The following is a 25938-nucleotide window of genomic DNA, read 5'->3' on the forward strand; positions in this document are numbered from 1 at the left end:
GCTCGCCGCCGCGGGCGGGGGTGCCGTGGCCGGGGCGCTCACCGACCTGGGCATGAAGGGCGCGCTGCTCGGCCTCGCGGCGGGCGGCTGCGCGCTGATCGGGCTGCGGGTGGCGAGCTACGACTACCCGTCGCGCTTCGTCCACATGACCGCCGGTGTGGCACTGCCGCTGACCGCCGCGGCGCCCGCCGTGTACCTGATCGGCCGCGCGATCTCGTAGCGCGGGACCGTACCGCCCCGGGAACCGAAGAGGGGTGCCCGCTCGTCGATCACCCGGGGCGCCGTGCACGTTCGGTGGACGTGCGGGGCGCCGGGGGTCCGGCCGGATTGCAGGGTGGGGGAAGATCGGGCATGCGTGCACTGCGGATACTGCTGGTCATCGTGGTGGTTCTGGGCGGGATCTTCGTCGCCGTCGACCGGGCGGCGGTGTACTTCGCCGAGTCGGAGGCCGAGGGGCGGATCCGGATCACCGGTGCCACGATCGGCTCGACGGACGTCTCCATCAAGGGGTTCCCGTTCCTGACGCAGGTCGTCGGGGACCGGCTCGACGAGGTCGACGTCGAGATCACCGGCATCGAGACCGCCGCCAACGGCCGCAGGCTCCGGATCAGCAGGATGAACGCCGCGCTGCACGAAGTGAAGCTGGCCGAGGGCTACTCCAGCGCCACCGCCGCCCGTGCCACGGGCACCGCCGTCATCTCGTACGAGGACCTCACCGAGGCCGCCAGCGACGGCGTCGCCGTCGAGTACGGCGGCAACAACAAGGTGAAGGTGACCGGCACGGTCGACATCCTCGGCCGCCCGATCTCGCGCAGTGTGCTCTCCACCGTCACCCTGGTCGACGGCCACACGCTCCGGGTGCGCGCGGACGAGGTGCCGGGTGAGGGCATCCCCGGGCTGGAGGGGCTGGTGCGCAAGAAGACCGACTTCGACCGGGAGGTCGGCGGCCTGCCGAGCGGCCTGAAGCTGCAGAAGATCCAGCCGACCGCCGACGGCCTGGAGATCTCGGTCACGGGCACGGACGTGCGGCTCGCCGGCTGACGGGCTGCTGCGATTGATCACGAGGCGTGTTGGCCTGGGGAGTTAGCTGGTGGGTGATTCAGCAGGCCGTCGTGCGGACGGGCATGAGTTCGGTACTCGTCCTATGCCGGGTGGGCCGCTGGGCGGCGCGGTCGGGGGCGAGGGCGGCGATGGCCTGGTGGGTTTCCCCGTAGGTTTCGCGGCGGCCGGTGTATCGCTGGGTGGGCGCCACTGGCGTACTTCTGCATTCGCGTGCTCGACGCAGATCCGCCGGGAGGACTGACGGCGCTTGTGCTCGCGCCAGCCGTAGTGCTCGGTGAGCGGCCGCTCGCTGCACCGGCGAGGTCGCGGAGCCTGATCGATCGCTGACTCGCCGCGCTCGCCTGCAGCGGCCTCCAGGCCGTCGATGCAGGTCGCGACCGGGCCGGCTCTGGTCACCTGTGTGTGCGGTCCAGGCCGGGGCGCCCCCCGGGCGTTGTGCGGCCGACCCTTCAACCGGACTACGTCAGGACGAGAGGCACGGTGATGGTGAGGTGTTCGTCGGTGGTCGGCAGGGCGGTGGCAAGAGCGTTCATACGGGCTGCGAGGTGGCCGATCACCCGGCTGGTCAGTTCCTCGTCCCACTCCGCTGTGCCTTCCGGTGGCAGGCGCATCTCCTCCCTGGCAGGTGGGTTGTCACCGAGATAGCGCGCGGTGTCCATGTTGACGACCCAACAGGCCAGTGCGATCTTCACCTGCCCGGGTGCCGCCCACTGCACCCGTATGTGGGCGCACATGCTGAAGTCGTCCCCGCCGAATGTGACCGTCGTGGAGAACGACCTGCCACGGGGGTATTGCCGTATGAGCTTGAGTACTGCTGGTTCCACAACGGCTCGCGCCATAGGTTCCGTATACACCGTCTGCCCCCCTGTCGAGCCTGGCCTTCAGCATCCCAGACGGGGCCTGCGACGGACAGATCGGCTGTCGTCCCGACCGTTTCCCCTCCAGGGGAACGCTGTGCACCTCGTGGGCATGCGAACGGCGCCGCACCCTGGGGGATGCTGTTGGCCAATTCGGGACATGGCATGACGTCGGTCTTCAGGATCTGGCCCGGGTGGCTGGCTGCTGCGGAACAATCGCGGGACAGCCCTTAGGCCGCTCGTTCGGATCTGGCCGGGCTCGATCCGGCCTGATCCAGGCGACAGGCCCTGGATCGGCCCGTCCGGCGGGTCACGTCCCGCTCGCCGTATGCCTCGACGCCCCCGCGCGCCACATATTGAGACGGCTGTGTCCGATCCGTAGATGGCCGATGTCCCCCGACGGAACGGGAGCGGCGCGAGGGGCGCCTCGGCCCCATCCGAATCCCGGATGGCGGACGATCGCGTCTCAGAATGCGACACGGCGGTGACATGCCCGCCCGCACCTCCTTACGATCGGTCCCATGCAGTGCTCTATTGGCGGTCTCCCACAGCGGGGACGGGCGGATCTCACGAAGCGGCGGGCAGTGGACCTGTGCCGCGTCGCCGCCATGCTCTGTCGCACTGTCTGAGAGCCTTCGGCACCCCGCATTCCCCCGGCCCTTCGACCGACGTCAGGGCCCATCCCGATCGCCGTTGTACGTGTGCCGCACGCCGCGCCGCCGTACACCCGCATCACGCACCGTCTCGCAACATCTCGCCGCAGACTGCCCCGGAGGAGAACAGCATGAGCCGCAGTGACGTCCTGGTAGACGCCGACTGGGTCGAGGCCCGCATCGACGACCCGAAGGTCGCTCTCGTCGAGGTCGACGAGGACACCTCGGCGTACGAGAAGAACCACATCAAGAACGCGATCCGGATCGACTGGACCAAGGACCTCCAGGACCCGGTCCGCCGTGACTTCATCGACCAGGCCGGCTTCGAGAAGCTGCTGTCCGAGAAGGGCATCGGCAACGACACCACGGTCGTCCTGTACGGCGGCAACAACAACTGGTTCGCGTCCTACGCGTTCTGGTACTTCAAGCTCTACGGTCACCAGGACGTCCGCCTGCTCGACGGCGGCCGCAAGAAGTGGGAGCTCGACTCCCGCGACCTGGTCGACGGCGACCAGATCCCGTCCCGCCCGGCCACCGAGTACAAGGCCCAGCCGCAGGACCAGTCGATCCGCGCCTACCGCGACGACATCGTGAAGGCGATCGGCAACCAGAACCTGGTCGACGTGCGGTCGCCCGACGAGTTCAGCGGCAAGCTGCTCGCCCCGGCGCACCTCCCGCAGGAGCAGTCCCAGCGACCCGGCCACGTGCCGAGCGCCCGCAACATCCCGTGGTCGAAGAACGCCAACGACGACGGCACCTTCAAGTCGGACGACGAGCTCAAGGCGCTGTACGAGGCCGAGCAGGTCGACCTGGCGAAGGACACCATCGCGTACTGCCGTATCGGCGAGCGCTCCGCGCTCACCTGGTTCGTGCTGCACGAGCTGCTCGGCCAGGAGAACGTCAAGAACTACGACGGTTCGTGGACCGAGTACGGCTCCCTCGTGGGTGTGCCGATCGAGCTCGGCGCCAACAAGTAACTCCGCACGACCCGGACCAGCACGACCCCCGACCCAGAAGGACGAAACACATGTGTGGAGCAAAGGCCGGCGGCCCCGACGCTTCGACCATCAAGCCCGGTGAGACCACCATCCAGGGCAGCGTGACCCGCGACGGCGAGCCCGTCACCGGCTACGTGCGCCTGCTGGACTCGACCGGCGAGTTCACCGCCGAGGTCCCGACCTCGGCGACCGGACAGTTCCGCTTCTACGCGGCCGAGGGCACGTGGACGCTGCGCGCCCTCGTCCCCGGCGGCAGCGCCGACCGCACGGTCGTGGCGCAGACCGGTGGCCTCTCCGAGGTCGCGATCGCCGTCTAGCCGGTAGTTCCCGCCGCGGCCCGCGTGCCGCGACACAGATCGGCCGAAGGGCCGTACCCCAGGGGGTTGGACGCCTTCCTGGACGGGGTACGGCCCTTCGCGCCGTCCTGGCCGCTCCGGGCCGTGCCGGGGGCGGTCCGAGCCGTTCGTTCGGGCGGGGGCGGGGCCTACCCTGGAGACATGTACGCGCGACGCCGTCGCGGCTATTTCCTGATGATGGGCGGTTGCATCGTCCTCTTCGTATCGGCCTGGTCCTTTGTCAGGCTGTGGTCGATGCCCGCCGCGGTAGTGATGTGCCTCGTCGCGATGGTGATCCCGCCCATCGCGGCCGTGGTCGCCAACCGGCGGGGGCCGGAGGACCGCTGGTGGGACGATCCGTCCGGCGACCCGAAGTCCGACGAGTGGTGGGACGAACTCGACGGCAAGAAGCGGCGATGACGCCCCTTCGTCGGAATCAGTACCGGTGTCAGTACCGGCGTCAGTGCCGGTGTCAGTAGACGAGTGCCTGGACGTCGTCGGCCATGATCTCGCTGACGAAGACCTGGGCACCGGCGATCCGTACGCCCTCCAGGACGTCCTGCTCGGTGATGTCACGACGGGCCGCGCACTGCGTGCACAGGGTGATCCGGCCACCCGCCTGGATCGACTCGATCAGATCCGGCAGCGGCGCGGCATGCGGCAGTTCGAACTCGGCGGCGCGCCCCGGCAGCGCGAACCACGAGGACTCCCCGGTCAGCCAGAGCGAGACCTCCACACCACTGGCGACGGCGACCGCGGCCACCGTGAACGCCTGCGAGCAGCGCTCGGCGGAGTCGGCACCTGCGGTCACCTTGATCACGAGCTTCTTCGGCATAAGCCGAACTGTAATCGCCGGCCGGGGACAACCCCGGCGTCGCGGTGGCGGTGGCGGGCCGCCCCCGGGCCAAACCCCGAACCGGCGGGACGGGCCCCCACCCATTAGGCTGGGGCCCGGCCCCGTACTGCTGCCATAACGCTCGTTGCAAGGAGTTCCCGTGCTTGAGGCATTCTTCTCCGCCCTGCTGGTCCTGGTCTGCGTCGGCGTTCTCGCCTTCGCCGGTCTGACCGTGAAGAAGCTGTACCAGGGTCAGCGCTGACCTTCCACGCCCCCGCAGTCACCCCCACCTCTACAGATCGTCTGAGCCGCTCATGATCGAGATTCCGTCCGACCTCCACCCGGACCTCGTCCCGCTGGCCTTCCTCCTCGGCAACTGGGCGGGCGCGGGTGTGTCCGACTTCCCCGGTGCCGAGCAGTGCAACTTCGGCCAGGAAGTCTCCTTCAGCCACGACGGCCGCGACTTCCTGGAGTACGTCTCGCACAGCTGGGTGCTCGACTCCGAGGGCAAGAAGGTCAGGCCGCTGGAGTCCGAGTCCGGGTACTGGCGCATCGACAAGGACCGCAAGGTCGAGATCGTCATGTCCCGTGACCAGGGCGTCATCGAGATCTGGTACGGCGAGCTGGCCGATCAGAAGCCGCAGATCGACCTGGTCACCGACGCGGTGGCCCGGACCGCGGCCTCCGGCCCGTACAGCGGTGGCAAGCGTCTGTACGGCTATGTGAAGAGCGACCTGATGTGGGTCGGCGAGAAGGCCACCCCCGAGGTGGAGCTGCGCCCGTACATGTCGGCGCACCTGAAGAAGGTCGTCACCCCGGAGGAGGTCGAGGCGATGGCGAAGAGCCTCGGCGACCTGCCGGACGACGGCATCGCCTTCTTCAAGTAGCCCGCGGGCGGGTGCTCACCCGGTCCTACACTGGGCGTGTGGTGAGCACCGACTGGAAGACCGATCTCCGACAGCGCGGCTACCGGCTGACGCCGCAGCGGCAGCTTGTCCTGGAAGCCGTCGACACGCTGGAACACGCGACACCCGACGACATCCTCTCCGAGGTGCGCAGGACCGCGTCCGGCGTGAACATCTCCACCGTCTACCGGACGCTCGAACTCCTGGAGGAGCTGGGGCTGGTCAGCCACGCCCATCTGGGACACGGGGCACCCACGTACCACCTGGCCGACCGTCACCACCACATCCATCTGGTCTGCCGTGACTGCACGGACGTCATCGAGGCCGATGTCGCCGTCGTCGCCGAGTTCACCGCGAAGCTGCAGAGCAGTTTCGGGTTCGAGACGGACATGAAGCACTTCGCGATCTTCGGCCGCTGTGCCGGGTGCACGGCGAAGGCGGCAGCCGAGGACGCCGACCGGACATCCGCCGAAACGGCCGGTCCCAAGGCTTAGAGCTCGCGCGGACAGGCGGCATGGGCAGCCCGGGGCGGAGACAGGAGCCCCGCCGAGCCGGGCGGGCCTTTGGCGTCAGCGGCCGTGTTGTTGAGGCCGGATGAGGAGCAGGGCGATGTCGTCGTTGCGGGGGGCGGACCGTTGGGCGTGGTGGATGAGGGTGTCGGCGAGGGCGTCCAGGGTCTGGCCCCGGGCCTGTGCGAGCTGGGCGGCGAGGTCGGCGGTGGCGTCCTCGATGTCGATGCCGGGGGTTTCGACGAGTCCATCGGTGTACAGGGCGAGCACGGACCCGGGCAGTAGGGGGATTTCGGTCTCCGGGTAGTCGGCCGCGGGGTCGATGCCGAGCAGGAGCCCGGGCGCCAGCGGGAGGATCTCGGCGTGTAGGTCGGGGTGGCGCAGGAGTGGGGGCGGGTGGCCGGCGGTGGCCAGGCAGGCGCGGTGGCGTGCCAGGTCGAGCTGGACGTAGAGGCAGCTGGTGAACAGGCCGGGGTCGAGGTCGGTGAGCAGGCGGTTGGTGCGGGCGAGGACTTGGCCGGGCGATGCGCCGGCGGTGGCGTGGACGGCGGTGCGGACCTGCCCCATGAGGGCGGCGGCGTTCACGTTGTGGCCTTGGACGTCGCCGATTGCTGCGGCGGCGAGGTCGGTGTCGAGATGAATGAGGTCGTAGAAGTCGCCGCCGACGTCGATGCCGTGAGCGGTGGGGAGGTAGCGGGTGGCCACGTCCAGGCCGGGGACGTGGGGCAGTGCTTGGGGCAGCAGGCTGGCTTGCAAGCTGTGGGCGAGAGCCTTATTGGCGTCGTAGAGGCGGGCGCGGTCCAGGGCCTGGGCGATCAGCCCGGCGGTCGAGGTGAGGACGGCTCGTTCCTCGGGCGTGAAGGGATGCGGCCGGTCGTACGCGAGGACCAGCGAGCCGACGGGGCGGCCGGAGGTGATCAGGGGCAGGAAGGCCCAGGCGGCCTTGCCGTCCTGCAGGACGGCGGGGGGATGAGCGCGCTTGAGGTCCGCGAAGGTGGCGTAGAAGCTGGGGACGCCGCTGGTCAGAACACGCACGGCAGGGGTGTCCGAGGCCAGGGGGGTGCCGTCGAAGCGGTCCATGAGTTCGGCGGGGTAGCCGCGGTGACCGATGATCCGCAGCCGGCCCTCCTCGGCGATCATCAGGGCGAGGGCTTGGGCCTCGAAGGCGGTCGGGAGCAGGTCAGCGATCCGGTCGATCACGTCCATGACCCCGACGGCCTCGGTCAGCGTGGCGGCGAGGTGCATCAGGTGGTGGTGGGCGGTCGACCGGCCCGGTGCGGCCGACGGTGCGGGGCGCAGAACCTCTGACGTCTCCGAGGCAGGGGACGGAGAGGCCGGGGCGATGCGGACGCTGATGCCGGAGACGTCCGGGTACAGGTGGAAGGACAGCCACTGGTCCGGTGGGCGCAGGGCGGTGAAGGAGGTGGCCTCCTGGCTGAGCACCGCGGCCCGGTAGCGGTCTTCGACGACTGGGTCGTCCAGCCACGGCAGGACCTGCCGGGGCAGGACGCCCAGCAGGTCGACGGCGTCGGCGCCGAGGAGGTCGGCGGCGGTGGTTGTGATGAAGGTGATCCGGCCGTCAAGGTCCAAGGTGCAGCATCCTCCGGGCAGGCGCTCGGCGAAGTCCGCCGCTGCCGCCTCCTGGGTTGGCCCGCGAGCGCGGGCACGCAGGGGGGCCAGGACCTGCGGTTCGGACCCGGGCAGCAGCGGGTGGCCGCTGTCGGCGGCCTGCCGCAGGAGAAGGCCCAGGCGGCGGCAGGAGGTACGGACCGCGTTGCGTTCGTGTCGGGTCAGCGGCGATGGATGCGAGCTGGGCCACCGCACCACCAGGGCGCCCCAAGCGGTGGTGCCGGTGGTGATCGGGGCAGCGGCCGCCGAGAAGGGGTAGGGCAGCGCGAGCGCCATCTGCGGGTAGTGCCGCGCCATCTCTTCCTGGCCGCCTATCCACACCAGACGCCGCTCGCGCACGGCGTCGGTCGCCGGGGTGCGGGCCGCCAGCGGCACCTGCGTCCAGTGCGCGGCGATCTGCCGGGGAACTCCCCGCAGCACTGCCAGCCGCAGCACCCGCTCGCCCGGCGGCAGCAGGTATACGAGGCCCCCGGAGGCGCCTGTCTCCCGCATGAACTGGTCCAAAACGGCGCAGAGTTGATGCGTGCCGGAGCCTGTGCCAGCGCCGAAGCCGGCAAGGTCCCTCATGCCCTCACCCTCCCGAGCGGCACCGGGCAGGGATTCCTCCAGGCGCCTGAAGCGATGTCTGGCCGCCTCCGCGCTGATGCCCAGGCCGGCGCCGATCTGCGCCCAGCTGGCCCCGGTTCGTCGGTCCGCCAACACCGCACAGCGCACCAGCTGCCCGGCCAACCCTGGCAGCTCCGCCACGGCGGCGACATGGCAGCCCTCCGCTCCTTGCCCCGGGCGCGAGTCGCTCGCCTGCTGGGCTGCGGCCTGCACCTGCGTCATGAGATCCGCTTCCGCGAACACCAGCGCCTGCCGCGCCTCCGCCGCCACCTGCCAGCGACGTCTCGCTCGCCAGGCCGCCTGCCGATGCGCCTGACGGCAGTACCGCCGACCCGGACCTGCCGACTCCGGCAGTGGAGCTCCGCACCAGCCACACCGATCGTCACCCATATACCGATCGTCGCCCCTGTGGGGAAAATACGCTCTACTGCCGTGACGACGTGCTGCACATGTCCACCGGGGCGGTGGCGGCTGTACCGATACGTCGGCAGGCATACGTACCGATCATGTCGGCAGCAAGATGCCCGAACTGCCACATTTGGAGGCTGCGTAATAGGCACGTGCTCATGGGCGGCGGTTGCGGCGGTTGTCCCGGCGGTGGGTCGTCCACGCCCCGCGGAAAAGGCTACGGACGGTGATGATCGTATCGGCGAGGTCGAAGAACGCGTCGATGACCGCGACGCGGCGTCCGTGGCATCGGGCGAGCCGGTAGAAGGCGTTCTGCCAGGCGTGGGGCACTTGGGCAGCAGTGCCACGAATTGATCCCGGAGCGGGTCGGTCAGCCATGACGGAAGGACGGGCGCAGATCCCCCCAGTGGTCACAGAGCGTCGCAACTCCGTGATCGCCGGGCCTGTGCCCACCTTGTTGCCGGGACTGCCCACGCCACCTGTCCGCGCGAGCTCTCAGCGCCTCTCCGGCGGCCTCTTCGGCCCCCGGACGCGTCGTTCACACCGCGTCGTACGCTGGTCGCATGAAGAGCCCCCTGCTGTCCCTGCCCGGCGCCGTCCCCGCCGAAGGCCGCGACGAAGGCGTCGCCGCGCACTACGGCGACCTGTTCCGCGAGCAGCGCGCCCTCGCCGACGGCTCCGGCCTCGTCGACCTCTCGCACCGCGCCGTCGTCACCGTCACCGGCAGCGACCGGCTGGCCTGGCTGCACCTCCTGCTCACCCAGCACGTCAGCGAACTCGCCCCGGGTCAGGCCACCGAGGCCCTGATCCTCACCGCCAACGGGCACATCGAGCACGCCCTCTACCTCGTCGACGACGGCGAGACCGTGTGGATGCACGCCGAACCGGGCACCCAGGAAGACCTCATCGCCTACCTGGAGTCCATGAAGTTCTTCTACCGGGTCGAAGTCGCCGACCGCACCGAGGACTTCGCCGTCGTGTATCTGCCGGCCGGCTCCATCGCGGAGGTCCCGGACGGCGTGACGGTACGGGAGACGGCGTACGGCCGGGACCTGTTCCTGCCCCGCGCCGACCTGGAGGAGTACGCGGCGGCGCACGGCCCGGTGGCCGGCATCCTGGCGTACGAGGCGCTGCGCGTGGAGGCGCACCGTCCGCGCCTCGGCTTCGAGACCGACCACCGCACCATCCCGCACGAGCTGGGCTGGATCGGCACCGCCGTACACCTCCAGAAGGGCTGCTACCGCGGCCAGGAGACCGTGGCCCGGGTGCAGAACCTGGGCAAGCCGCCGCGTCGGCTGGTCTTCCTGCACCTCGACGGCAGCGAGGTCGTGCTCCCCGGACACGGCACCCCGGTACGGCTCGCAGCGGACGGCGCCGAAGGGCGCCAGCTGGGCTTCATCACCACGTCCGCCCGCCACCACGAGCTGGGGCCGATCGCGCTGGCCCTGGTGAAGCGGAACGTCGCGGTGGACGCCGAGCTGCTCGCCGGGGACACGGCCGCGGCCCAGGAGACGGTGGTCGAGCCGTAGGACTCCGGTCGAGCCGTAGGTCTCCCGTCCCGGCCGGGCCGGTTCAGACCTCGACGATGACGGTGAACGGGCCGTGGTTCGTGAGCGAGACCCGCATGTCCGCTCCGAACCGGCCCGTCTCCACCTGCGCCCCCAGCGCCCGCAGCTGCTTCACCACCTCGCCGACCAGCGGTTCGGCGACCTCGCCGGGCGCCGCGGCGTTCCAGGTGGGCCTGCGGCCCTTCCGGGCGTCCCCGTAGAGAGTGAACTGCGAAATCACCAGAAGCGGTGCATTTACGTCGGAGCAGGACTTCTCGCCCTCCAGGACGCGAAGCGACCAGAGCTTGCGGGCGAGCTGCGCCGCCTTCTCCGGGGTGTCCCCGTGGGTGACTCCCACCAGCACACACAGCCCCTCGCCGACGATTTCGCCGACCACCGCGGGCCCGCCCGACCCGCCCGCGCCGTCCGCCACCGTGACGCTCGCGCCGTCCACCCGCTGTATCACTGCACGCATACAGACCAACCTATCTTGGGCTGAACGGGTACAGAGCATCCACACAGGCCCCACCGGAGTGGCACCATGCTCGGGAGGCGGTGTGCCGACGCACCGGTCGAGGGGATGGACACAAGCATGAGTACCTATGGAACCGGGCAGTCCCCCGGCGCCGTACCGGCCACGCGTACCGGCGCCAGCACCAGCACCAGCATCATGCGGCCACCCGTGCAGCGAACCGGTCACGGCCTGGAGGACGGCCTGTCCGCCGGGCCGCAGCCCGAGCTGGGCACCCTGCGGCTGCCGGAGCTGCGCACCCTGCGCCGCGACTCGCAGCGCGACGAGGCCGATCTCAGCTACGTGCGCCGGCTCGTCCAGGGCCGGATCGACATCCTGCGGGCCGAGCTGGCCCGCCGGCTGGATCCGGAGAAACCGGTGGTGGACCGGCTCTCGGAGATCCTCGCCGACACCCCGTCCCAGCACCGGTCCTCCGCCCGGCACGTCACGCTGACCACGCCCCGCAGCGACGAGTACCGCCGGCTGGCCGCCGAGACGCTCGCCGAGGTCGAGCTGTCCGACCTCGATGCCCGTACGGACGAGGAGCTGCACACCGCGATGGGCCGCCTGGTCCGCTACGAACAGCAGGTCTCCCGCCGCCGTCACCAGCTGCAACGCACCACTGACGATTGCAGCGCGGAGATCGCCCGCAGGTACCGTGACGGTGAAGCACAAGTAGACGACCTGCTCGCCTGAAGCGATCCTTCCGGGGGCGGGTTCCGCCCGTCCCCGGAAGGCCACCATGACCTCCAGCGCCGCCCCCGCTGCCCCATCCGCCATATCCCCCGCGCTCCCCGTCCTGGCCGAGGTCGTACGGTCCGGCTTCGTGGAGGGCCATCACCGGGGCTCGCTGGTCGTCCTGGCCGCCGACGGCAGCGTGGAGCGGTCCCTGGGCGATCCGGCGGCGCCGGTCTTCCCCCGCTCCTCCAACAAGCCGATGCAGGCCGCCGCCGTGCTGCGGGCCGGGCTCGATCTGTCCGGGGAACGGCTGGCACTGGCCGCCGCGAGCCACTCCGGCGAGGACTTCCACCTCGAACTCGTCCGCACGATGCTCGCCGAGCACGGACTGACGCCCGGCGATCTGCAGACCCCGCCCGATCTGCCGCTGGACCCGGCGGAGGCGGAGACGTATCTCGCCGCGGGCCAGGTCCGGGAGCCGATCACCATGAACTGCTCCGGCAAGCACGCGGCGATGCTCGCGGTGTGCGCGGTGAACGGCTGGGACCGGAAGTCCTACCTGGACCCGTCGCACCCGCTCCAGCAGCTGGTCCACCGGGTCGTCGAGGAGGCGGCCGGCGAGCCGGTCACGGCGGTCGGTACGGACGGGTGCGGGGCGCCGCTGATGGCGATCAGCCTGGTGGGCCTGGCGCGGGCCTTCCGTTCGTTCGTGCTGGCGGAGCCCGGGACGGCGGAGCGCCGGGTCGGTGACGCGATGCGGGCGCACCCCGAGTACGTGGCCGGAACCCGCCGACCCGACACCTGGCTGATGCGGGAGGTGCCGGGCACGCTCTCCAAGATGGGTGCCGAGGCGGTGCAGGCGGTCGCGCTGGCTGACGGCCGGGCGCTGGCCTTCAAGATCGACGACGGCGCGACGCGGGCGCTCGGGCCGGTACTTGCCCGAGCGCTGCGGCTGCTCGGCATCGACGCCCCGGTGGTCTCCCGGATCGGACACGCACCGCTGCTGGGCGGCGGCGGGGAGGTCGGCGAGATCCGGCCGACCTTCTGACCTGTTCGTTCCGGGACAGCGGAAAACCGGGCGACATCCCGCGCGCCATGTGCCTAGCGTGGCCCGTATGGCTCCTGACGTTCGTACGATCACCGCCGCCGAGTTCCCCGACTGGCTGCGTGCCAAGCACACCGGTTTCCTGCAGCCGCCGACAGGGACGGAGCAGGAGGCGGAACGGCGCCTCCCGCACACGGACCTCGCCCGTACGCAGGGCGCGTTCGACGGCGGGCGGTGCGTGGCCACGTTCCGCTCCTTCGCGCAGGAACTCACGGTCGTCGGCGGCGCCGCGGTGCCGGCCGACGCGGTCTCCAACGTCACGGTGTCGCCCACGCACCGCCGCCGCGGGCTGCTCAGCCGGATGATGGCCGCGGACCTCGCGGCGGCGAAGGAGCGCGGCGAGGTGGTCGCCACGCTGATCAGCGCCGAGTACCCGATCTACGGGCGGTACGGCTTCGGCCCGGCGACCTGGACCACCGAGTGGGAGATCGACGTACCGCGGACGGGCCTCGACCCGCGCTGGTCGGGCCCGTCCGCGCAGGACGGCGGCCGGATCGACCTGGTGAGCGGCGCGGACGTACGCAAGCTGGGCCCGGCCCTCCACGACCGGCTGCGCGCCCGGCAGCACGGCATGATCAACCGCGACGCGCGCTGGTGGGCAGTGAACACCGGCGAGGTCCAGCCAGGTCCCGGGACCTGGACGGAACCCTTCTACGCGGTCTACAGCAACGCGGCCGGCGAGGCCGACGGTCTGATCGCCTACCGCGCCGACGACAAGTGGGGCGACGCCAAGCAGCCGCTGAACCGGGCCACGGTGCTCGGGCAGATCGCCGTCACCCCGGCCGCCGAGCGCGCGCTGTGGCACTTCGTCTGCTCGATCGACTGGGTCACCACGGTCCGCTCCGGCTACCGCGCCCCCGACGACCTGCTCCCCCTGCTCCTCCCGGACCCGCGCGCGGCCCGCGTCGTGACTCACGCGGACTGGCTGTGGGTACGCGTCCTGGACGTCGTGCCCGCCCTGGAGGCCCGCACCTACGCGGTACCCGGCGCGCTCACCCTCGACATCCACGACACCACGTCCCTGACCACCGGCCGCTACCACCTGGAAGCCACCCCGGACGGCGCCACGTGCACCCCGACGACACGCTCCGCCGATCTGGCCATGGACGTACGGGAGCTGGGCACCCTCTACCTCGGCGACGAATCCCCGTCCCGGCTGGCGGCCCTGGGTCGCATCGAGGAACTCACACCGGGCGCGGTGGCGACGGCGGAGGGGATGTTCCGGGCGGGGCGGCGGGCCTGGTGCCCGGATGTGTTCTGAGGCGAGCCGGGCCAACATTCGTACGTATCAAGCAAATTGAGCCGCTGATGCGCTTAGGGTCGTGGAGTGACGAGCCGTGACTCTGTGGCACCTGATGGCAAGCGGCAGTACCGGCGAATCGCCGATGAGCTGCTCAAGGGGATCAACAGCGAGGTCTGGCGGCCCGGTGACCGGCTGTCGACGCAGGCACGGCCGGCCGACCGGTTCGGTGTCTCCCGCGCCACGATCACTGAAGCGCTGCGGTTGCTCCGCGACAAACGCCTGATCGTCACCCGGCAGGGAAACGGAACGTTCGTCAGCGGGTCCGAGGCGGGCGTTCCCTCGCCCCGGCCGGGTGCTTCGGCGGAGATCGGTCACGAGGAGGACGGCGTCCGGGCGGTGGCCTCGGAGAGCATCCCTCCCGTGCTGGCTGAAGCCCTGTCCGGAAGAGGCGTTCGAGGCGACCGAGGTGCGGCTCGACGTCTTCTCGATGACCACGGAGTCGCCGGCCGCACGGGTGCCCGACCAGAAGCACCGCATCATGACCGGGGCCATCCAGCCGCCCCGGAGCATCAGGGCCCGCGCCCCTGGGACCGAGCAAGGCGAAGACGGTGGAGCGGTCGACTCACGGGCCGAGCTTTCCAGGGCGGGTGAAGCGGATCTTCTGTACGACTTGGTGAGGCCGCAGGCCTCGATCACGCGCTCGGTGGCATGGCGTTCTTCCCTTTCTGTGTATGAAAAACGCGTCGATGTGTATGGATTACGCATAACTAGGATGGTCTTGAGAGGGGGTGGGTTCAGATGATGGAGGGAAACGGCTCGCCGGGCGGTACGGGCCTGCCGGCCAGTATTGAGGCCGCCTGGGGGTTGCGGGCGCGGCCGGTCAAGGGACCGAAGCCGGGGCTGAGTCTGGGGCGCATCGTGGATGCCGCGGTGGCGGTGGCGGCGGCCGAGGGGCTCGGTGGGGTGTCGATGGGGCGGGTCGTCAAGGACCTGGGGGCCTCGACGATGTCGCTGTACCGGTATGTGTCCGCCAAGGGGGAGCTGTACGTCCTGATGCAGGAGGCGGCGATGGGCCCGCCGCCCCCGTTGCCCGCGCTGGAGAGCGGTGCCGGCTGGCGGGAGGCGCTCGGGCAGTGGGCGTGGGCGCAGCGGCGGGTGTTCCACCGCAATCTGTGGATGCTCCGCATACCTGCCTCGGGCCCGCCCGCCAGCCCGAACTCCGTCGCCTGGTGGGAGCAGGGTCTCCAGGCCCTCGAAGGTACCGGTCTGGACGCGCGCGAGGAGGTCTCCGTCATCCTCCTCGTCAACGGGTTCGTACGGAACGAGGCGTTGCTGATGGGGGATCTCGCGGCCGCCGTGGAAGCGCGCGGCATTCCGGCGCAGGAGGTGGCGGAGGGGTGCACCCGCACCCTGAACCGGCTCGTCGACCCCGTACGCCATCCGTCGCTCACCCGGCTGCTGGATTCCGGGGCGCTGGGGGTGCCGCGCGAGCCCGACGACGAATTCGGGTTCGGGTTGGAGCGGGTGCTGGACGGGATCGAGGTTCTGGTGAAGGCGCGGGCGGGATCCCGGGCCTGAGGGGCTCGGCCCGGGGGCGGGTGGGGTTGCCGGGTCATGCTTCCGTGCTGAGCAGTGCCTTGCCGAGCAGTGTGCGGTTCTCGATCGCCGCATGTGCCTGCGCGGCCTGTTCCAGTGGGTACACCCGGCCGATCACCGGGCGCAGCCGCCCGGCGTCCGGTTCGGCCAGGGCCCGGCCGGTCAGGCGCACCCGTTCCGTGTCCGTCAGCTGGACGTCCGCGATGCCGAACAGTGAGACGGAGCGGCGGGCCGCCTCCTGCGGGTCGACCGGGGCGAAACCGCCGGTCGGAGCGCCGTGGGCGGAGAACCGGCCGCCGTCGGCCGTCAGCGCGAAGGCCGCGAGGCCGGCGTCGCCGCCCACTCCGTCCAGGACCACGTCGGCCGCGCCGCCCGCCTCCCCGAGTACGGCACGGGCCCGTTCCACCCAGTCCGGCTGCGCGCCGTCGATCACCGCGTCGGCCCCCAACTCCCGTACCAGCGCGCCCTTCCGCTCCCCGCGTGCCACGGCGACGATCCGGGCGCCCGTCGTGTGCAGCAGCTGCACCAGGAGTGTGCCCATGCCGCCGGACGCGCCGAGGAGTAGTACCTGCTCACCCGGCTTCGGGGCGGTCGCGTCCAGGAGGGCCATGGCCGTCACCCCGTCATGCACGAGGGCGGCGGCCTCCCGCAGCCCGACCCCGTCGGGCACCGGGGTCAGCCGGTCCACGGAGGCCACCACCCGCTCCGCGCAGCCGCCGGTGGTGCCGACGAACGCGACGACCCGGCGGCCCCGCCACCCGGGGTCGACGCCCTCGCCGACTGCGCGGACCGTTCCGGAGACCCCGCTGCCAGGGACGTACGGTGTGCGGACCTGGAAGTAATCCGTGAACGCACCCATGCGGATCTGGGTCTCCACGAAGCCGATGTCAACGTGGCTCACCTCGATCACCACCTCACCCGGACCCGCCACCGGGTCGGGCAGCTCCGTCGTCACCAGCGTCTGCGGACCGCCCGTCTCCCCGACCAGCACCGCACGCATGCGGATCACGTCCCTCCGGTTTTCGGCTCCCGGCTGGTCCGGGGCCCCTGCGGCCACTCTCGGACGTCAAGTCCGGTTGAGGTCAAGGGCGTACGCTCGTGGTCATGGACGGAGAGAAGCCCGGACCCGGGACGGCGCACGCGGACGAGGCGGCGCATGCGACCCACGGGCAGATGAGCCTGCGGGAGCGGAAGAAGCGGCTCACCTATCAGGCGGTCTCCGAGGCCGCGATCGCGATGTTCCTGGAGCGGGGCTTCGACAAGGTCTCGGTGGCGGAGGTGGCGGCGGCGGCCGACATCTCGAAGCCGACACTGTTCCGGTACTTCCCGGCCAAGGAGGACCTGGTCCTGCACCGGTTCGCCGACCACGAGGACGAGGCGGCCCGGGTGGTCACCGCCCGTGCGGACACCGAATCCCCGCTGGACGCCCTGCGCCGCAACTTCCTGGACGGTCTGGAGCGGGGCGATCCGGTGACCGGGCTCTGCGATGTGCCGCAGGTGCTGGCGTACCAGCGGCTGCTGTACGGGACGCCGTCCCTGGTGGCCCGCCTGTACGCCTATCAGAGCCGCTCGGAGGCGGCACTCGCCCGTGCGCTGGGCGACCGGGTGCGGGACAGGCTGGCCGCGGGCCAGATCATCGCCGTACTGCGCATCCTGGCCCTGGAGAACTGGCGGCGGATCGACGCGGGGGAGAGCGCGGACCAGGTGTACGGAGATGCGGTCGAGGCGGCCGAACTCGCCTTCGTACAGTTGCGGTCGGGGCTCGGGGAGCAGGGGTAGCGGGCCCGGCGGGACGGAGGCGCCAGGTCCCGGCGGGACGGGGGCGTCCGGCCGTGGCGCTCAGGCCTGGACGTCACCGGCGTGCAGCACCGCTTCGGCGATCTCCCGCACCCGGTCCCGCGTGATGCCGGTGCGCTGTTCCACGGCGAGCGGGTGGTCGGTGGGCTCCAGCTCGATGCGGGGGCGCCGGCCGATCGGGCGGGTGTGGGCGTTCGTCTTGAGGTTGGTCGTGCGAGGCGAGTAGAGCCCCAGCTCGGTGCTCAGCCAGCCGAAGTACGGCTGCTCGGACTCGCGGCCGGGGGTCTCCCACACATCGAGTGCGCGGGCGAAGTTCTCCCGGCTGAGCGAGACCCAGACACCCCAGGAGAAGGGCTCCTCGCTGCCGAACACGGGTATCTCGATCAGACCCTTGATGAAGTAGTGCTCGTGTCTGACGATGCACTGGTCGGAGGAGAGCATGCTGTCGGGGTCGCTCTCCAGACTCGCGTCCCAGATGTCGGGCGCCATGGTCGAGTACCCCATCGGGAGTTCCGCGTGGTGTTCGCCGCAGCAGGAGCAGGTGTAGCCGTGGTCGATAGCCATGGGCGGATCCTAAGGGCTGCCCCGCGAACTCCCGCCTGCCCCGCGACGCCTGGGACCTGTCGTCGAACCGCCGTCCGCGTCCGCGTCCCCGTCCGCTCCCGCTGCCGCGCCGGGCCATCGGCCTACACGGAGTCGCCGAGTACGTCCTCGCGCAGGGCGGCCCACTCCAGGGAGTGGCGGATGCCCTCCGTCAGTGAGTACCGCGGCCGCCATCCCAGCAGCCGCTCCGCCCGGTCGCTCCGGGTGTACGCCCCCGCGACGTCGCCCGGCCGGGCTCCGGTGTCGACCGTCGGCACGGGGGTCTCGATCACCTCGTTGAAAGCGGCGAGGAGTTCGCGCACGGTGGTGCCCGTTCCGGTGCCCAGGTTGATGACGGTGGAGCCGGCCGTCGGCAGGACGGCGTCGAAGGCGCCGAGAGCGGCCACGTGTGCGGCAGCCAGGTCCCAGACATGGACGTAGTCCCGGATGCCGGAACCGTCGCGCGTCGGGTAGCCGGTCCCGGTGACCTGGAACGGAACGCCCTCCTCCTGCGCCTGGATCATCTTGCCCAGGGCATGGCTCGGGCGCCGCAGCTGCAATCCCGTGCGCATCTTCGGGTCCGCACCGATCGGATTGAAATAGCGCAGCGACAGCACCCGGAGCGGCTGGGAGGCGGCGATGTCGGCGAACATCGCCTCGCACACCGCCTTGGTGCGTGCGTACGGGCTCTGCGGGTCGATCGGGGAGTCCTCGTCGACCGTCAGATCCGTATCGGCGGCGTAGATGGAGGCGGACGAGCTGAAGATCATGCGGGTGCAGCCGTTGCGCAGCAGATGGCCGGCGAACTCCAGGCTCTTGGCCACGTTCGCCCGGTAGTAGCCGACCGGGTCGGCGACCGATTCCGGGACCACGATCAGCGCCGCGCAGTGGACGACGGCGTCGATGTCCGGGTGCTCGGCGAAGATCCGGTCGATCAGGGGGCCGTCCGCGATGTCGCCCTCGTGGAAGGCCCGTCCCTCTGCGAACTCCCGTCTGCCCGTGACCAGGTTGTCGAGGACGACGGGAGTGATCCCGGCGTCCGAGCAGGCGGACGCGATCGTGCTGCCGATGTACCCCGCGCCTCCGGCGACAAGGACCTTCATGCGGTATCCGCCTCTCTGAGATCGTGGGGCGATCGTAGGCCGACGCGGTGCTCGGAGAATTGCATCGACGAGTTGCGGCGGCCGCGTCCGCGTGCGCGATTGGCCGCCCTCCATGGCGTGCCGTGCTGATGTGCGCGGAGAAGGGCGAGGTCATCGGCGGTGAACGAGACGCCCTGGACCTGGTTCCTCGCCGATGTCGAGGAGTTGGGGGAGCGGCTGAAGAAGTAGGGCGATGACGCGGCGCCCGGCCAGGGGGCTGGGGAGGGCGGGGCAGGTCGGGGCAGGTCGGGGCGGATCGTGCCGGGCTCGCGGGGTCCGGCACGATCCGAACGAAAGACCCTAGCGGCGACGTCCGAGCAGCGCCATGTCGTCCTCGTCGAGGGTCAGGCGTCCGGCGGCCATGTTCTCCTCCAGGTGGGCGAGCGAAGCGGTGCCGGGGATCTGCACGATCGAGGGCGAGCGGGCCAGGCCCCACGCGATGGCCACCTGGTACGCCGTCGCGCCGTGCCGCTCGCTCACCTTCCGGAGGTTCTCGCCGGCGAGTTCGGTGTGACCGCCGCCGAGCGCGAAGAACGGCATGTACGCGATACCGGCGTCCGCGCACTCGTCGACGAGCGCGGCGTCGGCCTGGTCGAGCACACCGAACCGGTTCTGGACGGCGGCGACCGGCGCGATAGACCGGGCCTCCGCGAGCTGTCCGCTCGTCACATTGCTGACGCCGAGCTGCCGGATCAGCCCTTCCTCGCGCAGCGCGGCCAGCACGGCGAACCGTTCGCCGAGCGACTCGGCGACGTTCGAACCCAGCCGGCCCACCCGCAGATGCACCAGGTCGAGGGTGTCGACCCCCAGGTCCTCCAGATTCCGCTCCACCTCCCCGCGCAGCTGATCGGGGCGGGCCTCGGCGTACATCTCACCGGTCTCGTCCCGCAGCGGGCCGACCTTGGTGGCGATGGTGACGTCCGGGGGATACGGGAACAGTGCCTCGCGCAGCAGGTCGTTGGCCCGGTGGGTGGGGGAGAAGTAGAAGGCGGCGGTGTCGATGTACCGCGCCCCGAGCTCGACGGCGCGCCGCGCCACGGCCACGGCCTTCGCCGTGTCACCGGCCGGCCCGCTCCAACGTCCCGGCAGTTGCATCGCCCCGAAGCCGAGCCGCGGGATGGTGACGGTGCCGCCCAGTTCGAAGACGCCGGGGCCTGAGGTGCTGGTGGTGGGTGTGGGACCGGAATCCGGGGTGGGGTCGATCGGTGAGGAAGTCATGGGGGCAGCATCGCCCCTGGTGGACCCGATCGTCACATTGATTCCTTCCGGCCGCGACTACCGTGGGCCGATGGACCCCGAACCGACCCCCGGAGCCAGAGTCTTCCCGCCCCACCCGATCCGGGACGTCCGGGCGACGTACGCACGTCAGACCAGCTGCCCCTCCGACTTCGCGCAGGTCGTCGTGGACTTCGAGCCCTGGGAGGAAGGGGTGGCGTTCGAGGCCGCCGACAGCGCGTCGGTCAGGGGCTGGCCCGCCGAGGAGATCGCCTCGTTCCACGAGGGCTTCATCGAGGGGGTGCGCGAGGAGTTGGCCGGCCTCGTCGGCCGTGAACCCGCAACGGCCGTCGCGGTGGCGGTCGTTCTGCGGCGCATCAAAGTGCACAATGCCGACTCCCATCGCGGGGCGTTCCGGGCGGCCGGACGCGTTGCCGTACGCAATGCCCTGGTGCAGGCGTACGGGCCACCGCCCGGGCCCGGACGCCGGCGCGGGTCAGCCGAGCGGTGAGGCGTGGCCCGGCCTGCAGCCGGAGGGGATGCTGTTGCCGCTGATGTCGAAGTCCCCGCAGGTGAGAAAGACATCGTTGAACTCGCCGAGCAGGAAGGCCAGCCCGCCGACGAGCGCGACGACGCCGATGACCGTTCTCCGCTGGCGTACGGAGAGTTCCGATTCCCCGAACAGCAGGAGCTGGAGGAGTACCCAGGTCAGCAACGGGGTGCCGATGACGCTGATGATGCCGCCGATCAGGAAGAGCGTCTCGCCCTGCCAGTTGCCGCTGCGCGGCACGACGGCGGCGAGGACGAGCCATCCGCTGGGCAGCGCCAGGCAGGCCCAGTACACCCAGCCGTGGCGCGGCCCGCGCTCGCGCATCAGGAAGCCGGCCAGCAGCACGGCCGTCGACACCGCCCAGAGGGTGAGCATCTGGTAGTAGAAGATGACGTTGTAGGCGCCGAGCGTGAACGCGGGCTCCCAGACCGCCAGCGCTCCGCCACCCGCGATCACGGCGGCCCTCGGCACCACCGAGGCGCCGCCATGCCCGAGGCCGTGCCCCTGCGCCCCGGGGCCTGTGCCCGCGTGCTTGGCTCGGGCTGCGGACCGGGCGTCTTCGTCATCCATGGAGATCCGTCTCCGGCATGGGGATATTTCCGCATACGTTACCCAGAGCCGGGCTCCGGTCACCGGCGTACTCGCCCAGGGCGGTCCCGTAACGCGCATACGGGATCACGACCCGCCGCGAGTGCCCTGCCGGTGCTGGATTGCCGGGCGGCGGAGCCCTTGTTCCGAGATGCCGGGCGATTTCCTCAGGCAATGCCCGGTGCTGGTCCGACGGGAACGCGGGCGCGGCGCCCCTGTACTACCCCAACGCCTGTGCCAACAAGGCGGGGCGGTCAACGACTACCGTCTCAGCGGCACCCCGGGTCTCCGGCAGCCCGCCGCCTCCGGATGCCCGCCCTCCCGACGCCGCTCAGTCCCACAAGGGCGGGCAAACCTCCCTACCGCACGGGCTTTTCGAGCAGAGTGAACGACTTCGTCGTGCCGCCCGGCTGCGGTTTGCCCTTCCTGTGCCCGACGACCTGGTAACCGGCGTCGAGGTAGTACGTACGCAGACGGGCATTGCCCGCCAGGCAGTCGAGTCGGACCACGCTCCGGCCGGTCTCGGCCACGCGGTTTTCTGCGGCCCGCAGAAGGCGCCGCCCCGTACCCGGCGGGGCGCCGGCGTGGTCCACCATCAACCGGTGGACGTACCCGGCTGCCGGGGGCCGGCTCCCCCAGGCATCCCGGTCCTCCCACCACAGCTCCCAGGCCCCGACCGCACGGCCGTCGGCCTCCGCGATCCAGACCTCACCGTCCTCCGTGATCCGGCGGAAGTGGTCCTCGCCCAGCTCACCGGGCTGCCACTGGCCGGTGATGCCCCGGTCGTTCATCCAGCGGGCGGCGTCGTCGCGCAACCGGACCAGGGCGGACAGGTCACGGGGTTCCGCCCGGCGGAAGGACAGCGGGGCGAGCCCCAGCCCCAGGTAGCTCCAGCTCACCCCGTCACGCCCGTGCGGGTCCTCCCGTTCCGCGTGATGGATCGCCTTCAGCCCGTGCTCCCGGGCCAGGGCCATGGTCTCCGGCGCGGAGACGGCGAACATGCGGCGACCGGCGGGGACGGGGCCGTGACGAAGCGAGAACGGCTTGCCGAACTCCACCTCAGTCACATGCCGTTCCCAGGCCACGGCCTTCTCGGCCTCCCGCGCCGGCACGATGTCCAACAGCGCGAACGGCGGCATACGGACCTGATCAGCACCCTGGCCAATCAGCTCAAAGCCTTCGGAGGCCAGTAGGTGGGACAGCAACACCAGACTCGCCGACCCGGCTTCGTCGAGGAGCCGCACCGTCGTCCCGGACAGGCCGACGACCGCGTGCAGCCGGTCATCCAGGCGCACCCGATCCCCGACCCTCAACGCCGCCCGTGGCCCTAGACGCCCGCTCACCGGTCTCCGCCGGCGACACCAGCGTGGCATCCGACAGAGGCCGCGACAGATCCGCGGCCAGCCGTCCGAACCAGAGCAGATGGAACACCGTCGGCAACACCGCGATCGGATCACCGAGCAACGCAGCCTGTGCCACCAGCGGCGAAAGCACCGAGAACAGTGCCAACAACCGGGCCACGAGCCCCTCATCGGCCCCGTACCGCGGATGCCGGTATCCCGCCAGCCAGCGAACGTTCACCATCCGCACCGGATCCACCTCGCCGACAACCCGGTAGCCCCACCCCACCACCTCACAAGCCGTGCGCGTCGCCGCGAACTTGGCCGCCGACCGTGAGTCGATCCGGTCCAACGGCCGACAGTCCACCACCAGCCCCCGTCCGTCCTCGAACCGAGCGAAGTAGTCCGGAGCGTGTGAGATCCGCTTGCCCCGCTCGTCTTTCCAGAACAGCCACAGCGGCTGCGACAGCAGCCCCGTCACCTCCGGGGTGAAGTCGAGCAGCATCGCGTGATCCCGCTCCAGCCAGGACTCGAACCCCACGTGCCCACTGGTCGTCGCCGACCAGTACAACCCGGGGAAATGCCGCTGCCCGCGATACGACGGAAACCCCCGCACCGGCAGACCTGCCTCGAACTCCACCGAGACCACATCTGCCAACGGCCGCCGATGCTCACCCTCGTCATCCCGCCATCCGGCCTCGAACTGGTCCACGGCCGACAACGACTGCTTGGCTGTGCCTTGTGCCCCCATATGAACCACTGTGCAGAAGCTGTGGGACCGAGAAGAATGAACGCGACCAAACCCCTCGTCTGGGTGATCGAACAACGCTGGCATACGGCGAAAATGAGTAGGCGTTCCAGCTCAACAGCCCATACGTTCGGCCGCATGGCTGACGAATGTTTCGGGCATCCACGGCTCGCCGCGATCTATGACCCACTCGACCCCGATCGCAGCGATCTCGACGCGTACGTCCAGATGACGGAGGAGTTCGGAGCACGTCAGGTACTGGACATCGGCTGTGGAACAGGTGTGTTCGCGCTTCTGCTGGCTGAACGCGAGATCGAGGTCGTGGGTGTCGATCCCGCCCAAGCGTCCATCGACGTGGCCCGAGCCAAACCGGGCAGCGAGCAAGTGCACTGGATCTGTGGCGATGCCACGACACTCCCGCCAATGCGAGTCGACCTGGCAACCATGACGGCGAACGCCGCCCAGCAGATCATCGATCCGCAGGCATGGCGCGAGACCCTGCGTGGGGCGTACGAAGCATCACGGCCTGGCGGCCGTCTGGTGTTCGAGACCCGAGATCCAGCCGGACGCGCCTGGGAGGAGTGGGACCGCGAAGCCTCATATCGCGTGACGGAGATCCCGGATGTTGGCGCCGTCGAGAGCTGGGTCCAGGTGATCGAGGTGAGCGAGCCGCTGGTGACGTTCCGCTGGACCTACGTGTTCGCTGCCGACGGGGAGGTGCTGACGTCGGACTCCACCTTGCGCTTCCGTGAGCGGCAGGAGGTCGAGACGGAGCTGATCGCGCAGGGGTACGTGGTGGAGGACGTACGCGACGCTCCTGACCGGCCAGGCAAGGAGTTCGTCTTCGTCGCGCGACGTCCGTAGCTCAGCCCACGGGAGACTTCGCTGTCCCGCCTCGCTGGAGCTGAGGCACGGCGGCCGTCTGACCTGGTGTGTCTCAGGTTGAGTGAGATGCCGAGTGTCCGTCTGCCTCGCCCAACTGACGTCTGACTTGCGCCTCTTAGAGCATCTGCGTCCGGATCCAGGCTTGCTGGAAGGGCTGAGCCGCACGGCCGTCGGTACCTGTAAAAGCCTTCGCCCGTGCCGCCGCCCGGATGATGAGGTGGCACGGTGATGAACCACGATGAGACCGCGACCGTCCGACCGTTGACGCTGGTTTGGGTGAGTCGGCACCTGGAAGCTGGCGAACGGATCGTCAAAGCCGAGGCGCTGCACGGCGGCATCACCGCCGAGATGCGGAGGCTGATCATCGGCACACGGGACGGAGGCACCCGTGACCTGGTGCTGCGGAGCTACGTCGACCCGTTTTACATGGAGAACGCCGAGGACGGGCTGATTGGGGAGGCCGGCGCTCTGACCTTGCTCGCGGGGACCGCCGTGCCGGCTCCTTCACTAGTCGCGGTTGATCCGACCGCCGCGCAGTGCGAGTATCCGTCGCTCCTGATGACCCATCTGGCGGGCCGGACGGTCCTTGACGACATGGGAGTGGAGGCGCGTGTGCGCCTGCTGGCCCGTCAACTTGTTGCGATCCACGCGGTGTACCCCGCTGAGCGGCCCCGGGAATATACGACGTTGACGACCGCCGACACCGTCGTGGTTCCCAAGGGCGCCGACGCGGCCGTATGGGCCGCGGCTATCGAAGTGATCCGCAGACCCGCGCCACCCTATGAAGGGCGCTTCCTGCACCGGGACTTCCAACCCGGCAACGTGCTGTTCGACGTGTCGCCTTCGAACCCGGAAGGCGCTCGGATCACCGGCGTCATCGACTGGGCAGGAGCCTCTTGGGGCCCGGCCGATCTCGATGTGGCGCACTGCTCCGTCAATCTCGCGCTGCTGCACGGCCCGGCTTGGGGGCTGCGGTTCGCCGAGGCGTACGAGGAGGCCGGCGGTGTGCTGGCTGCGAGCGTGAGCGAGCGGCTGTACTGGCGGGTGCGGGACGCGCTGGCCGCCTCGGAGGAAGTGCAGTCGGTGTCGCAGCCGTGGCGGGAGGCCGGGAGAACAGAGCTGACGACGCGAGCTGTGGAGGAGCGGCTGGATGCCTATGTCACCGCCCTGATGGACGCGCCGGGCTGACACGCGAGACACAGGGGCAGTTGCCCGAGATTGAGCGAGACGTACAGCCCGATGCCTCACATCGACCGAGACTGCTTCGGCTTCAGCGAGACAGGACATTCGCCGCGCAGATTGATCGGGACTCGATCACTCCGCCGAGCAGATCCAGCGGGAAACCCTCACAAGCACCGGGAACGGACATTGGCGTGCCGAGGCACACGGGGTGTGACTGAGCACGGAAGTTGTCACCAGTGAGCTGCCCTGACCTTGCTCTCCGGGCCGGCGTGAGCACGATTGTTGTCACCGAAGGTGCATTGTTCTTGTCACCTTGAGATCGTTTGCGGTCTTGTTGGAGCAATGCTCAAGACCTGTGGATCGGACTCGGGAGAGGTGCCTCGCGGAACGCGGAGGGCGTACCTTCCCGAGTGATCGATTTCTGGTCATCGA

At 70.3% G+C, this 25938-nt stretch carries 28 protein-coding genes and 2 pseudogenes; 18 read left to right on the plus strand and 12 right to left on the minus strand.

Annotated features, from left to right (window positions below):
- Both ABZY11_RS29590 and ABZY11_RS29595 read left to right on the plus strand, forming a co-directional pair.
- Positions 1-220, plus strand: a pseudogene (locus ABZY11_RS29590) (hypothetical protein); the annotation flags it as partial.
- Between the two features lie 131 nt (positions 221-351).
- Positions 352-1041, plus strand: coding sequence for a DUF2993 domain-containing protein (locus ABZY11_RS29595; protein ID WP_356482070.1), 690 nt, complete (start codon positions 352-354; stop codon positions 1039-1041).
- Positions 1042-1520: 479 nt separating this feature from the next.
- Here ABZY11_RS29595 and ABZY11_RS29600 read toward each other — a convergent pair whose 3' ends face one another.
- Complete coding sequence (locus tag ABZY11_RS29600) at positions 1521-1796, minus strand: hypothetical protein (protein ID WP_356482071.1); 276 nt, start codon at positions 1794-1796, stop codon at positions 1521-1523.
- Between the two features lie 644 nt (positions 1797-2440).
- On the opposite strand from ABZY11_RS29600, the gene ABZY11_RS29605 reads away from it, so the two are divergent.
- From ABZY11_RS29605 to ABZY11_RS29620, 4 genes are all read left to right on the plus strand, one after another.
- On the plus strand, positions 2441-2548 hold the full coding sequence (locus ABZY11_RS29605; RefSeq protein ID WP_350983699.1) for a putative leader peptide: 108 nt from the start codon (positions 2441-2443) through the stop codon (positions 2546-2548).
- Positions 2549-2703: 155 nt separating this feature from the next.
- Entirely contained in the window at positions 2704-3549 is an 846-nt protein-coding gene (locus tag ABZY11_RS29610; RefSeq protein ID WP_356482072.1) for a sulfurtransferase, read from the plus strand.
- Positions 3550-3599: 50 nt separating this feature from the next.
- Positions 3600-3887: a DUF1416 domain-containing protein gene (locus ABZY11_RS29615; RefSeq protein ID WP_018490348.1), complete on the plus strand. Its 288-nt coding sequence runs from the start codon at positions 3600-3602 to the stop codon at positions 3885-3887.
- A gap of 180 nt (positions 3888-4067) precedes the next feature.
- Positions 4068-4325 carry a DUF3099 domain-containing protein gene (locus tag ABZY11_RS29620; RefSeq protein WP_356482073.1) on the plus strand — a complete coding sequence of 86 codons (258 nt, stop codon included), beginning with the start codon at positions 4068-4070 and terminating at the stop codon, positions 4323-4325.
- Between the two features lie 52 nt (positions 4326-4377).
- Here the strand turns inward: ABZY11_RS29620 and ABZY11_RS29625 are convergent, their stop codons facing one another.
- Positions 4378-4740 (minus strand): DsrE family protein, encoded by a 363-nt coding sequence (locus tag ABZY11_RS29625; RefSeq protein WP_356482074.1) that lies wholly within the window; start codon positions 4738-4740, stop codon positions 4378-4380.
- Positions 4741-5054: 314 nt separating this feature from the next.
- Here ABZY11_RS29625 and ABZY11_RS29630 point away from each other — a divergent pair, with 314 nt between their 5' ends.
- Together ABZY11_RS29630 and ABZY11_RS29635 are read left to right on the plus strand one after the other, a co-directional pair.
- Complete coding sequence (locus tag ABZY11_RS29630; RefSeq protein ID WP_356482075.1) at positions 5055-5627, plus strand: FABP family protein; 573 nt, start codon at positions 5055-5057, stop codon at positions 5625-5627.
- A gap of 38 nt (positions 5628-5665) precedes the next feature.
- Positions 5666-6139, plus strand: coding sequence for a Fur family transcriptional regulator (locus ABZY11_RS29635; RefSeq protein ID WP_356482076.1), 474 nt, complete (start codon positions 5666-5668; stop codon positions 6137-6139).
- A gap of 75 nt (positions 6140-6214) precedes the next feature.
- Here the strand turns inward: ABZY11_RS29635 and ABZY11_RS29640 are convergent, their stop codons facing one another.
- Positions 6215-8350, minus strand: a complete 2136-nt coding sequence (locus tag ABZY11_RS29640; RefSeq protein WP_356482089.1) for a SpoIIE family protein phosphatase — start codon at positions 8348-8350, stop codon at positions 6215-6217.
- Between the two features lie 603 nt (positions 8351-8953).
- Positions 8954-9121 (minus strand): annotated as a pseudogene (locus ABZY11_RS29645) (IS5/IS1182 family transposase); the annotation flags it as partial.
- Between the two features lie 239 nt (positions 9122-9360).
- Between ABZY11_RS29645 and ABZY11_RS29650 the strand changes: the two are divergent.
- On the plus strand, positions 9361-10326 hold the full coding sequence (locus ABZY11_RS29650) for a folate-binding protein (RefSeq protein ID WP_356482077.1): 966 nt from the start codon (positions 9361-9363) through the stop codon (positions 10324-10326).
- A gap of 43 nt (positions 10327-10369) precedes the next feature.
- Here the strand turns inward: ABZY11_RS29650 and dtd are convergent, their stop codons facing one another.
- Entirely contained in the window at positions 10370-10819 is a 450-nt protein-coding gene (dtd, locus tag ABZY11_RS29655; protein ID WP_356482078.1) for a D-aminoacyl-tRNA deacylase, read from the minus strand.
- 117 nt (positions 10820-10936) lie between these two features.
- Here dtd and ABZY11_RS29660 point away from each other — a divergent pair, with 117 nt between their 5' ends.
- The 5 genes from ABZY11_RS29660 to ABZY11_RS29680 all read left to right on the plus strand — a co-directional run bounded on the left by ABZY11_RS29660 (position 10937) and on the right by ABZY11_RS29680 (position 15459).
- Positions 10937-11551, plus strand: coding sequence for an ABC transporter substrate-binding protein (locus ABZY11_RS29660; RefSeq protein ID WP_356482079.1), 615 nt, complete (start codon positions 10937-10939; stop codon positions 11549-11551).
- A 46-nt stretch (positions 11552-11597) separates the two neighbouring features.
- Positions 11598-12581 carry an asparaginase gene (locus ABZY11_RS29665; RefSeq protein WP_356482080.1) on the plus strand — a complete coding sequence of 328 codons (984 nt, stop codon included), beginning with the start codon at positions 11598-11600 and terminating at the stop codon, positions 12579-12581.
- A 67-nt stretch (positions 12582-12648) separates the two neighbouring features.
- The gene (locus ABZY11_RS29670; protein WP_356482081.1) at positions 12649-13899 is read left to right on the plus strand and encodes a GNAT family N-acetyltransferase; all 1251 of its coding nucleotides are present in this window, start codon (positions 12649-12651) and stop codon (positions 13897-13899) included.
- Positions 13900-13983: 84 nt separating this feature from the next.
- Complete coding sequence (locus tag ABZY11_RS29675) at positions 13984-14532, plus strand: GntR family transcriptional regulator (protein WP_356482090.1); 549 nt, start codon at positions 13984-13986, stop codon at positions 14530-14532.
- 147 nt (positions 14533-14679) lie between these two features.
- A complete protein-coding gene (locus ABZY11_RS29680; protein WP_356482082.1) occupies positions 14680-15459 on the plus strand; it encodes a TetR/AcrR family transcriptional regulator C-terminal domain-containing protein in 780 nt (259 codons plus the stop codon).
- 34 nt (positions 15460-15493) lie between these two features.
- On the opposite strand, the gene ABZY11_RS29685 is transcribed toward ABZY11_RS29680, so the two are convergent.
- Complete coding sequence (locus tag ABZY11_RS29685; protein WP_356482091.1) at positions 15494-16477, minus strand: zinc-binding dehydrogenase; 984 nt, start codon at positions 16475-16477, stop codon at positions 15494-15496.
- 173 nt (positions 16478-16650) lie between these two features.
- On the opposite strand from ABZY11_RS29685, the gene ABZY11_RS29690 reads away from it, so the two are divergent.
- Positions 16651-17256: a TetR family transcriptional regulator gene (locus ABZY11_RS29690; protein WP_356482092.1), complete on the plus strand. Its 606-nt coding sequence runs from the start codon at positions 16651-16653 to the stop codon at positions 17254-17256.
- Between the two features lie 60 nt (positions 17257-17316).
- Here ABZY11_RS29690 and ABZY11_RS29695 read toward each other — a convergent pair whose 3' ends face one another.
- The 3 genes from ABZY11_RS29695 to ABZY11_RS29705 form a co-directional block, all read right to left on the minus strand.
- Entirely contained in the window at positions 17317-17838 is a 522-nt protein-coding gene (locus tag ABZY11_RS29695) for a DUF2199 domain-containing protein (protein WP_356482083.1), read from the minus strand.
- A gap of 122 nt (positions 17839-17960) precedes the next feature.
- Positions 17961-18959, minus strand: a complete 999-nt coding sequence (gene galE / locus ABZY11_RS29700) for a UDP-glucose 4-epimerase GalE (RefSeq protein WP_356482084.1) — start codon at positions 18957-18959, stop codon at positions 17961-17963.
- A 339-nt stretch (positions 18960-19298) separates the two neighbouring features.
- Entirely contained in the window at positions 19299-20216 is a 918-nt protein-coding gene (locus tag ABZY11_RS29705; protein WP_356482085.1) for an oxidoreductase, read from the minus strand.
- A gap of 70 nt (positions 20217-20286) precedes the next feature.
- On the opposite strand from ABZY11_RS29705, the gene ABZY11_RS29710 reads away from it, so the two are divergent.
- Complete coding sequence (locus ABZY11_RS29710) at positions 20287-20724, plus strand: hypothetical protein (protein WP_356482086.1); 438 nt, start codon at positions 20287-20289, stop codon at positions 20722-20724.
- Here the strand turns inward: ABZY11_RS29710 and ABZY11_RS29715 are convergent.
- The 3 genes from ABZY11_RS29715 to ABZY11_RS29725 form a co-directional block, all read right to left on the minus strand.
- On the minus strand, positions 20710-21333 hold the full coding sequence (locus ABZY11_RS29715) for a hypothetical protein (protein WP_356482087.1): 624 nt from the start codon (positions 21331-21333) through the stop codon (positions 20710-20712). The two genes, ABZY11_RS29710 and ABZY11_RS29715, sit on opposite strands and share 15 nt — an antisense overlap.
- 377 nt (positions 21334-21710) lie before the next feature.
- The gene (locus ABZY11_RS29720) at positions 21711-22235 is read right to left on the minus strand and encodes a GNAT family N-acetyltransferase (RefSeq protein ID WP_356482093.1); all 525 of its coding nucleotides are present in this window, start codon (positions 22233-22235) and stop codon (positions 21711-21713) included.
- 397 nt (positions 22236-22632) lie between these two features.
- Positions 22633-23403, minus strand: a complete 771-nt coding sequence (locus ABZY11_RS29725) for a TnsA-like heteromeric transposase endonuclease subunit (protein ID WP_356482088.1) — start codon at positions 23401-23403, stop codon at positions 22633-22635.
- Between the two features lie 174 nt (positions 23404-23577).
- Here ABZY11_RS29725 and ABZY11_RS29730 point away from each other — a divergent pair, with 174 nt between their 5' ends.
- Both ABZY11_RS29730 and ABZY11_RS29735 read left to right on the plus strand, forming a co-directional pair.
- On the plus strand, positions 23578-24303 hold the full coding sequence (locus tag ABZY11_RS29730; RefSeq protein WP_356482094.1) for a class I SAM-dependent methyltransferase: 726 nt from the start codon (positions 23578-23580) through the stop codon (positions 24301-24303).
- Between the two features lie 249 nt (positions 24304-24552).
- Positions 24553-25512, plus strand: a complete 960-nt coding sequence (locus tag ABZY11_RS29735) for an aminoglycoside phosphotransferase family protein (protein ID WP_266416193.1) — start codon at positions 24553-24555, stop codon at positions 25510-25512.
- Positions 25513-25938 lie beyond the last annotated feature (426 nt).

The sequence above is a fragment of the Streptomyces sp. NPDC006510 genome (genome assembly GCF_040611955.1).
In the GTDB taxonomy this organism is placed as follows: Bacteria; Actinomycetota; Actinomycetes; order Streptomycetales; family Streptomycetaceae; genus Streptomyces.

What these genes read in the sequence shown, in the direction of transcription:
- ABZY11_RS29680 (WP_356482082.1), top strand. Translation starts at nt 14,680, where the DNA reads ATGATGGAGGGAAACGGCTCGCCGGGCGGTACGGGCCTGCCGGCCAGT.
- ABZY11_RS29670 (WP_356482081.1), top strand. Translation starts at nt 12,649, where the DNA reads ATGGCTCCTGACGTTCGTACGATCACCGCCGCCGAGTTCCCCGACTGG.
- ABZY11_RS29620 (WP_356482073.1), top strand. Translation starts at nt 4,068, where the DNA reads ATGTACGCGCGACGCCGTCGCGGCTATTTCCTGATGATGGGCGGTTGC.
- ABZY11_RS29615 (WP_018490348.1), top strand. Translation starts at nt 3,600, where the DNA reads ATGTGTGGAGCAAAGGCCGGCGGCCCCGACGCTTCGACCATCAAGCCC.
- ABZY11_RS29690 (WP_356482092.1), top strand. Translation starts at nt 16,651, where the DNA reads ATGAGCCTGCGGGAGCGGAAGAAGCGGCTCACCTATCAGGCGGTCTCC.
- ABZY11_RS29600 (WP_356482071.1), bottom strand. Translation starts at nt 1,796, where the DNA reads ATGTGCGCCCACATACGGGTGCAGTGGGCGGCACCCGGGCAGGTGAAG.
- dtd (WP_356482078.1), bottom strand. Translation starts at nt 10,819, where the DNA reads ATGCGTGCAGTGATACAGCGGGTGGACGGCGCGAGCGTCACGGTGGCG.
- ABZY11_RS29710 (WP_356482086.1), top strand. Translation starts at nt 20,287, where the DNA reads ATGGACCCCGAACCGACCCCCGGAGCCAGAGTCTTCCCGCCCCACCCG.
- ABZY11_RS29625 (WP_356482074.1), bottom strand. Translation starts at nt 4,740, where the DNA reads ATGCCGAAGAAGCTCGTGATCAAGGTGACCGCAGGTGCCGACTCCGCC.
- ABZY11_RS29695 (WP_356482083.1), bottom strand. Translation starts at nt 17,838, where the DNA reads ATGGCTATCGACCACGGCTACACCTGCTCCTGCTGCGGCGAACACCAC.
- galE (WP_356482084.1), bottom strand. Translation starts at nt 18,959, where the DNA reads ATGAAGGTCCTTGTCGCCGGAGGCGCGGGGTACATCGGCAGCACGATC.
- ABZY11_RS29630 (WP_356482075.1), top strand. Translation starts at nt 5,055, where the DNA reads ATGATCGAGATTCCGTCCGACCTCCACCCGGACCTCGTCCCGCTGGCC.
- ABZY11_RS29640 (WP_356482089.1), bottom strand. Translation starts at nt 8,350, where the DNA reads ATGAGGGACCTTGCCGGCTTCGGCGCTGGCACAGGCTCCGGCACGCAT.
- ABZY11_RS29715 (WP_356482087.1), bottom strand. Translation starts at nt 21,333, where the DNA reads ATGGATGACGAAGACGCCCGGTCCGCAGCCCGAGCCAAGCACGCGGGC.
- ABZY11_RS29735 (WP_266416193.1), top strand. Translation starts at nt 24,553, where the DNA reads ATGAACCACGATGAGACCGCGACCGTCCGACCGTTGACGCTGGTTTGG.
- ABZY11_RS29660 (WP_356482079.1), top strand. Translation starts at nt 10,937, where the DNA reads ATGAGTACCTATGGAACCGGGCAGTCCCCCGGCGCCGTACCGGCCACG.
- ABZY11_RS29605 (WP_350983699.1), top strand. Translation starts at nt 2,441, where the DNA reads ATGCAGTGCTCTATTGGCGGTCTCCCACAGCGGGGACGGGCGGATCTC.
- ABZY11_RS29665 (WP_356482080.1), top strand. Translation starts at nt 11,598, where the DNA reads ATGACCTCCAGCGCCGCCCCCGCTGCCCCATCCGCCATATCCCCCGCG.
- ABZY11_RS29595 (WP_356482070.1), top strand. Translation starts at nt 352, where the DNA reads ATGCGTGCACTGCGGATACTGCTGGTCATCGTGGTGGTTCTGGGCGGG.
- ABZY11_RS29685 (WP_356482091.1), bottom strand. Translation starts at nt 16,477, where the DNA reads ATGCGTGCGGTGCTGGTCGGGGAGACGGGCGGTCCGCAGACGCTGGTG.
- ABZY11_RS29650 (WP_356482077.1), top strand. Translation starts at nt 9,361, where the DNA reads ATGAAGAGCCCCCTGCTGTCCCTGCCCGGCGCCGTCCCCGCCGAAGGC.
- ABZY11_RS29610 (WP_356482072.1), top strand. Translation starts at nt 2,704, where the DNA reads ATGAGCCGCAGTGACGTCCTGGTAGACGCCGACTGGGTCGAGGCCCGC.
- ABZY11_RS29730 (WP_356482094.1), top strand. Translation starts at nt 23,578, where the DNA reads ATGGCTGACGAATGTTTCGGGCATCCACGGCTCGCCGCGATCTATGAC.
- ABZY11_RS29705 (WP_356482085.1), bottom strand. Translation starts at nt 20,216, where the DNA reads ATGACTTCCTCACCGATCGACCCCACCCCGGATTCCGGTCCCACACCC.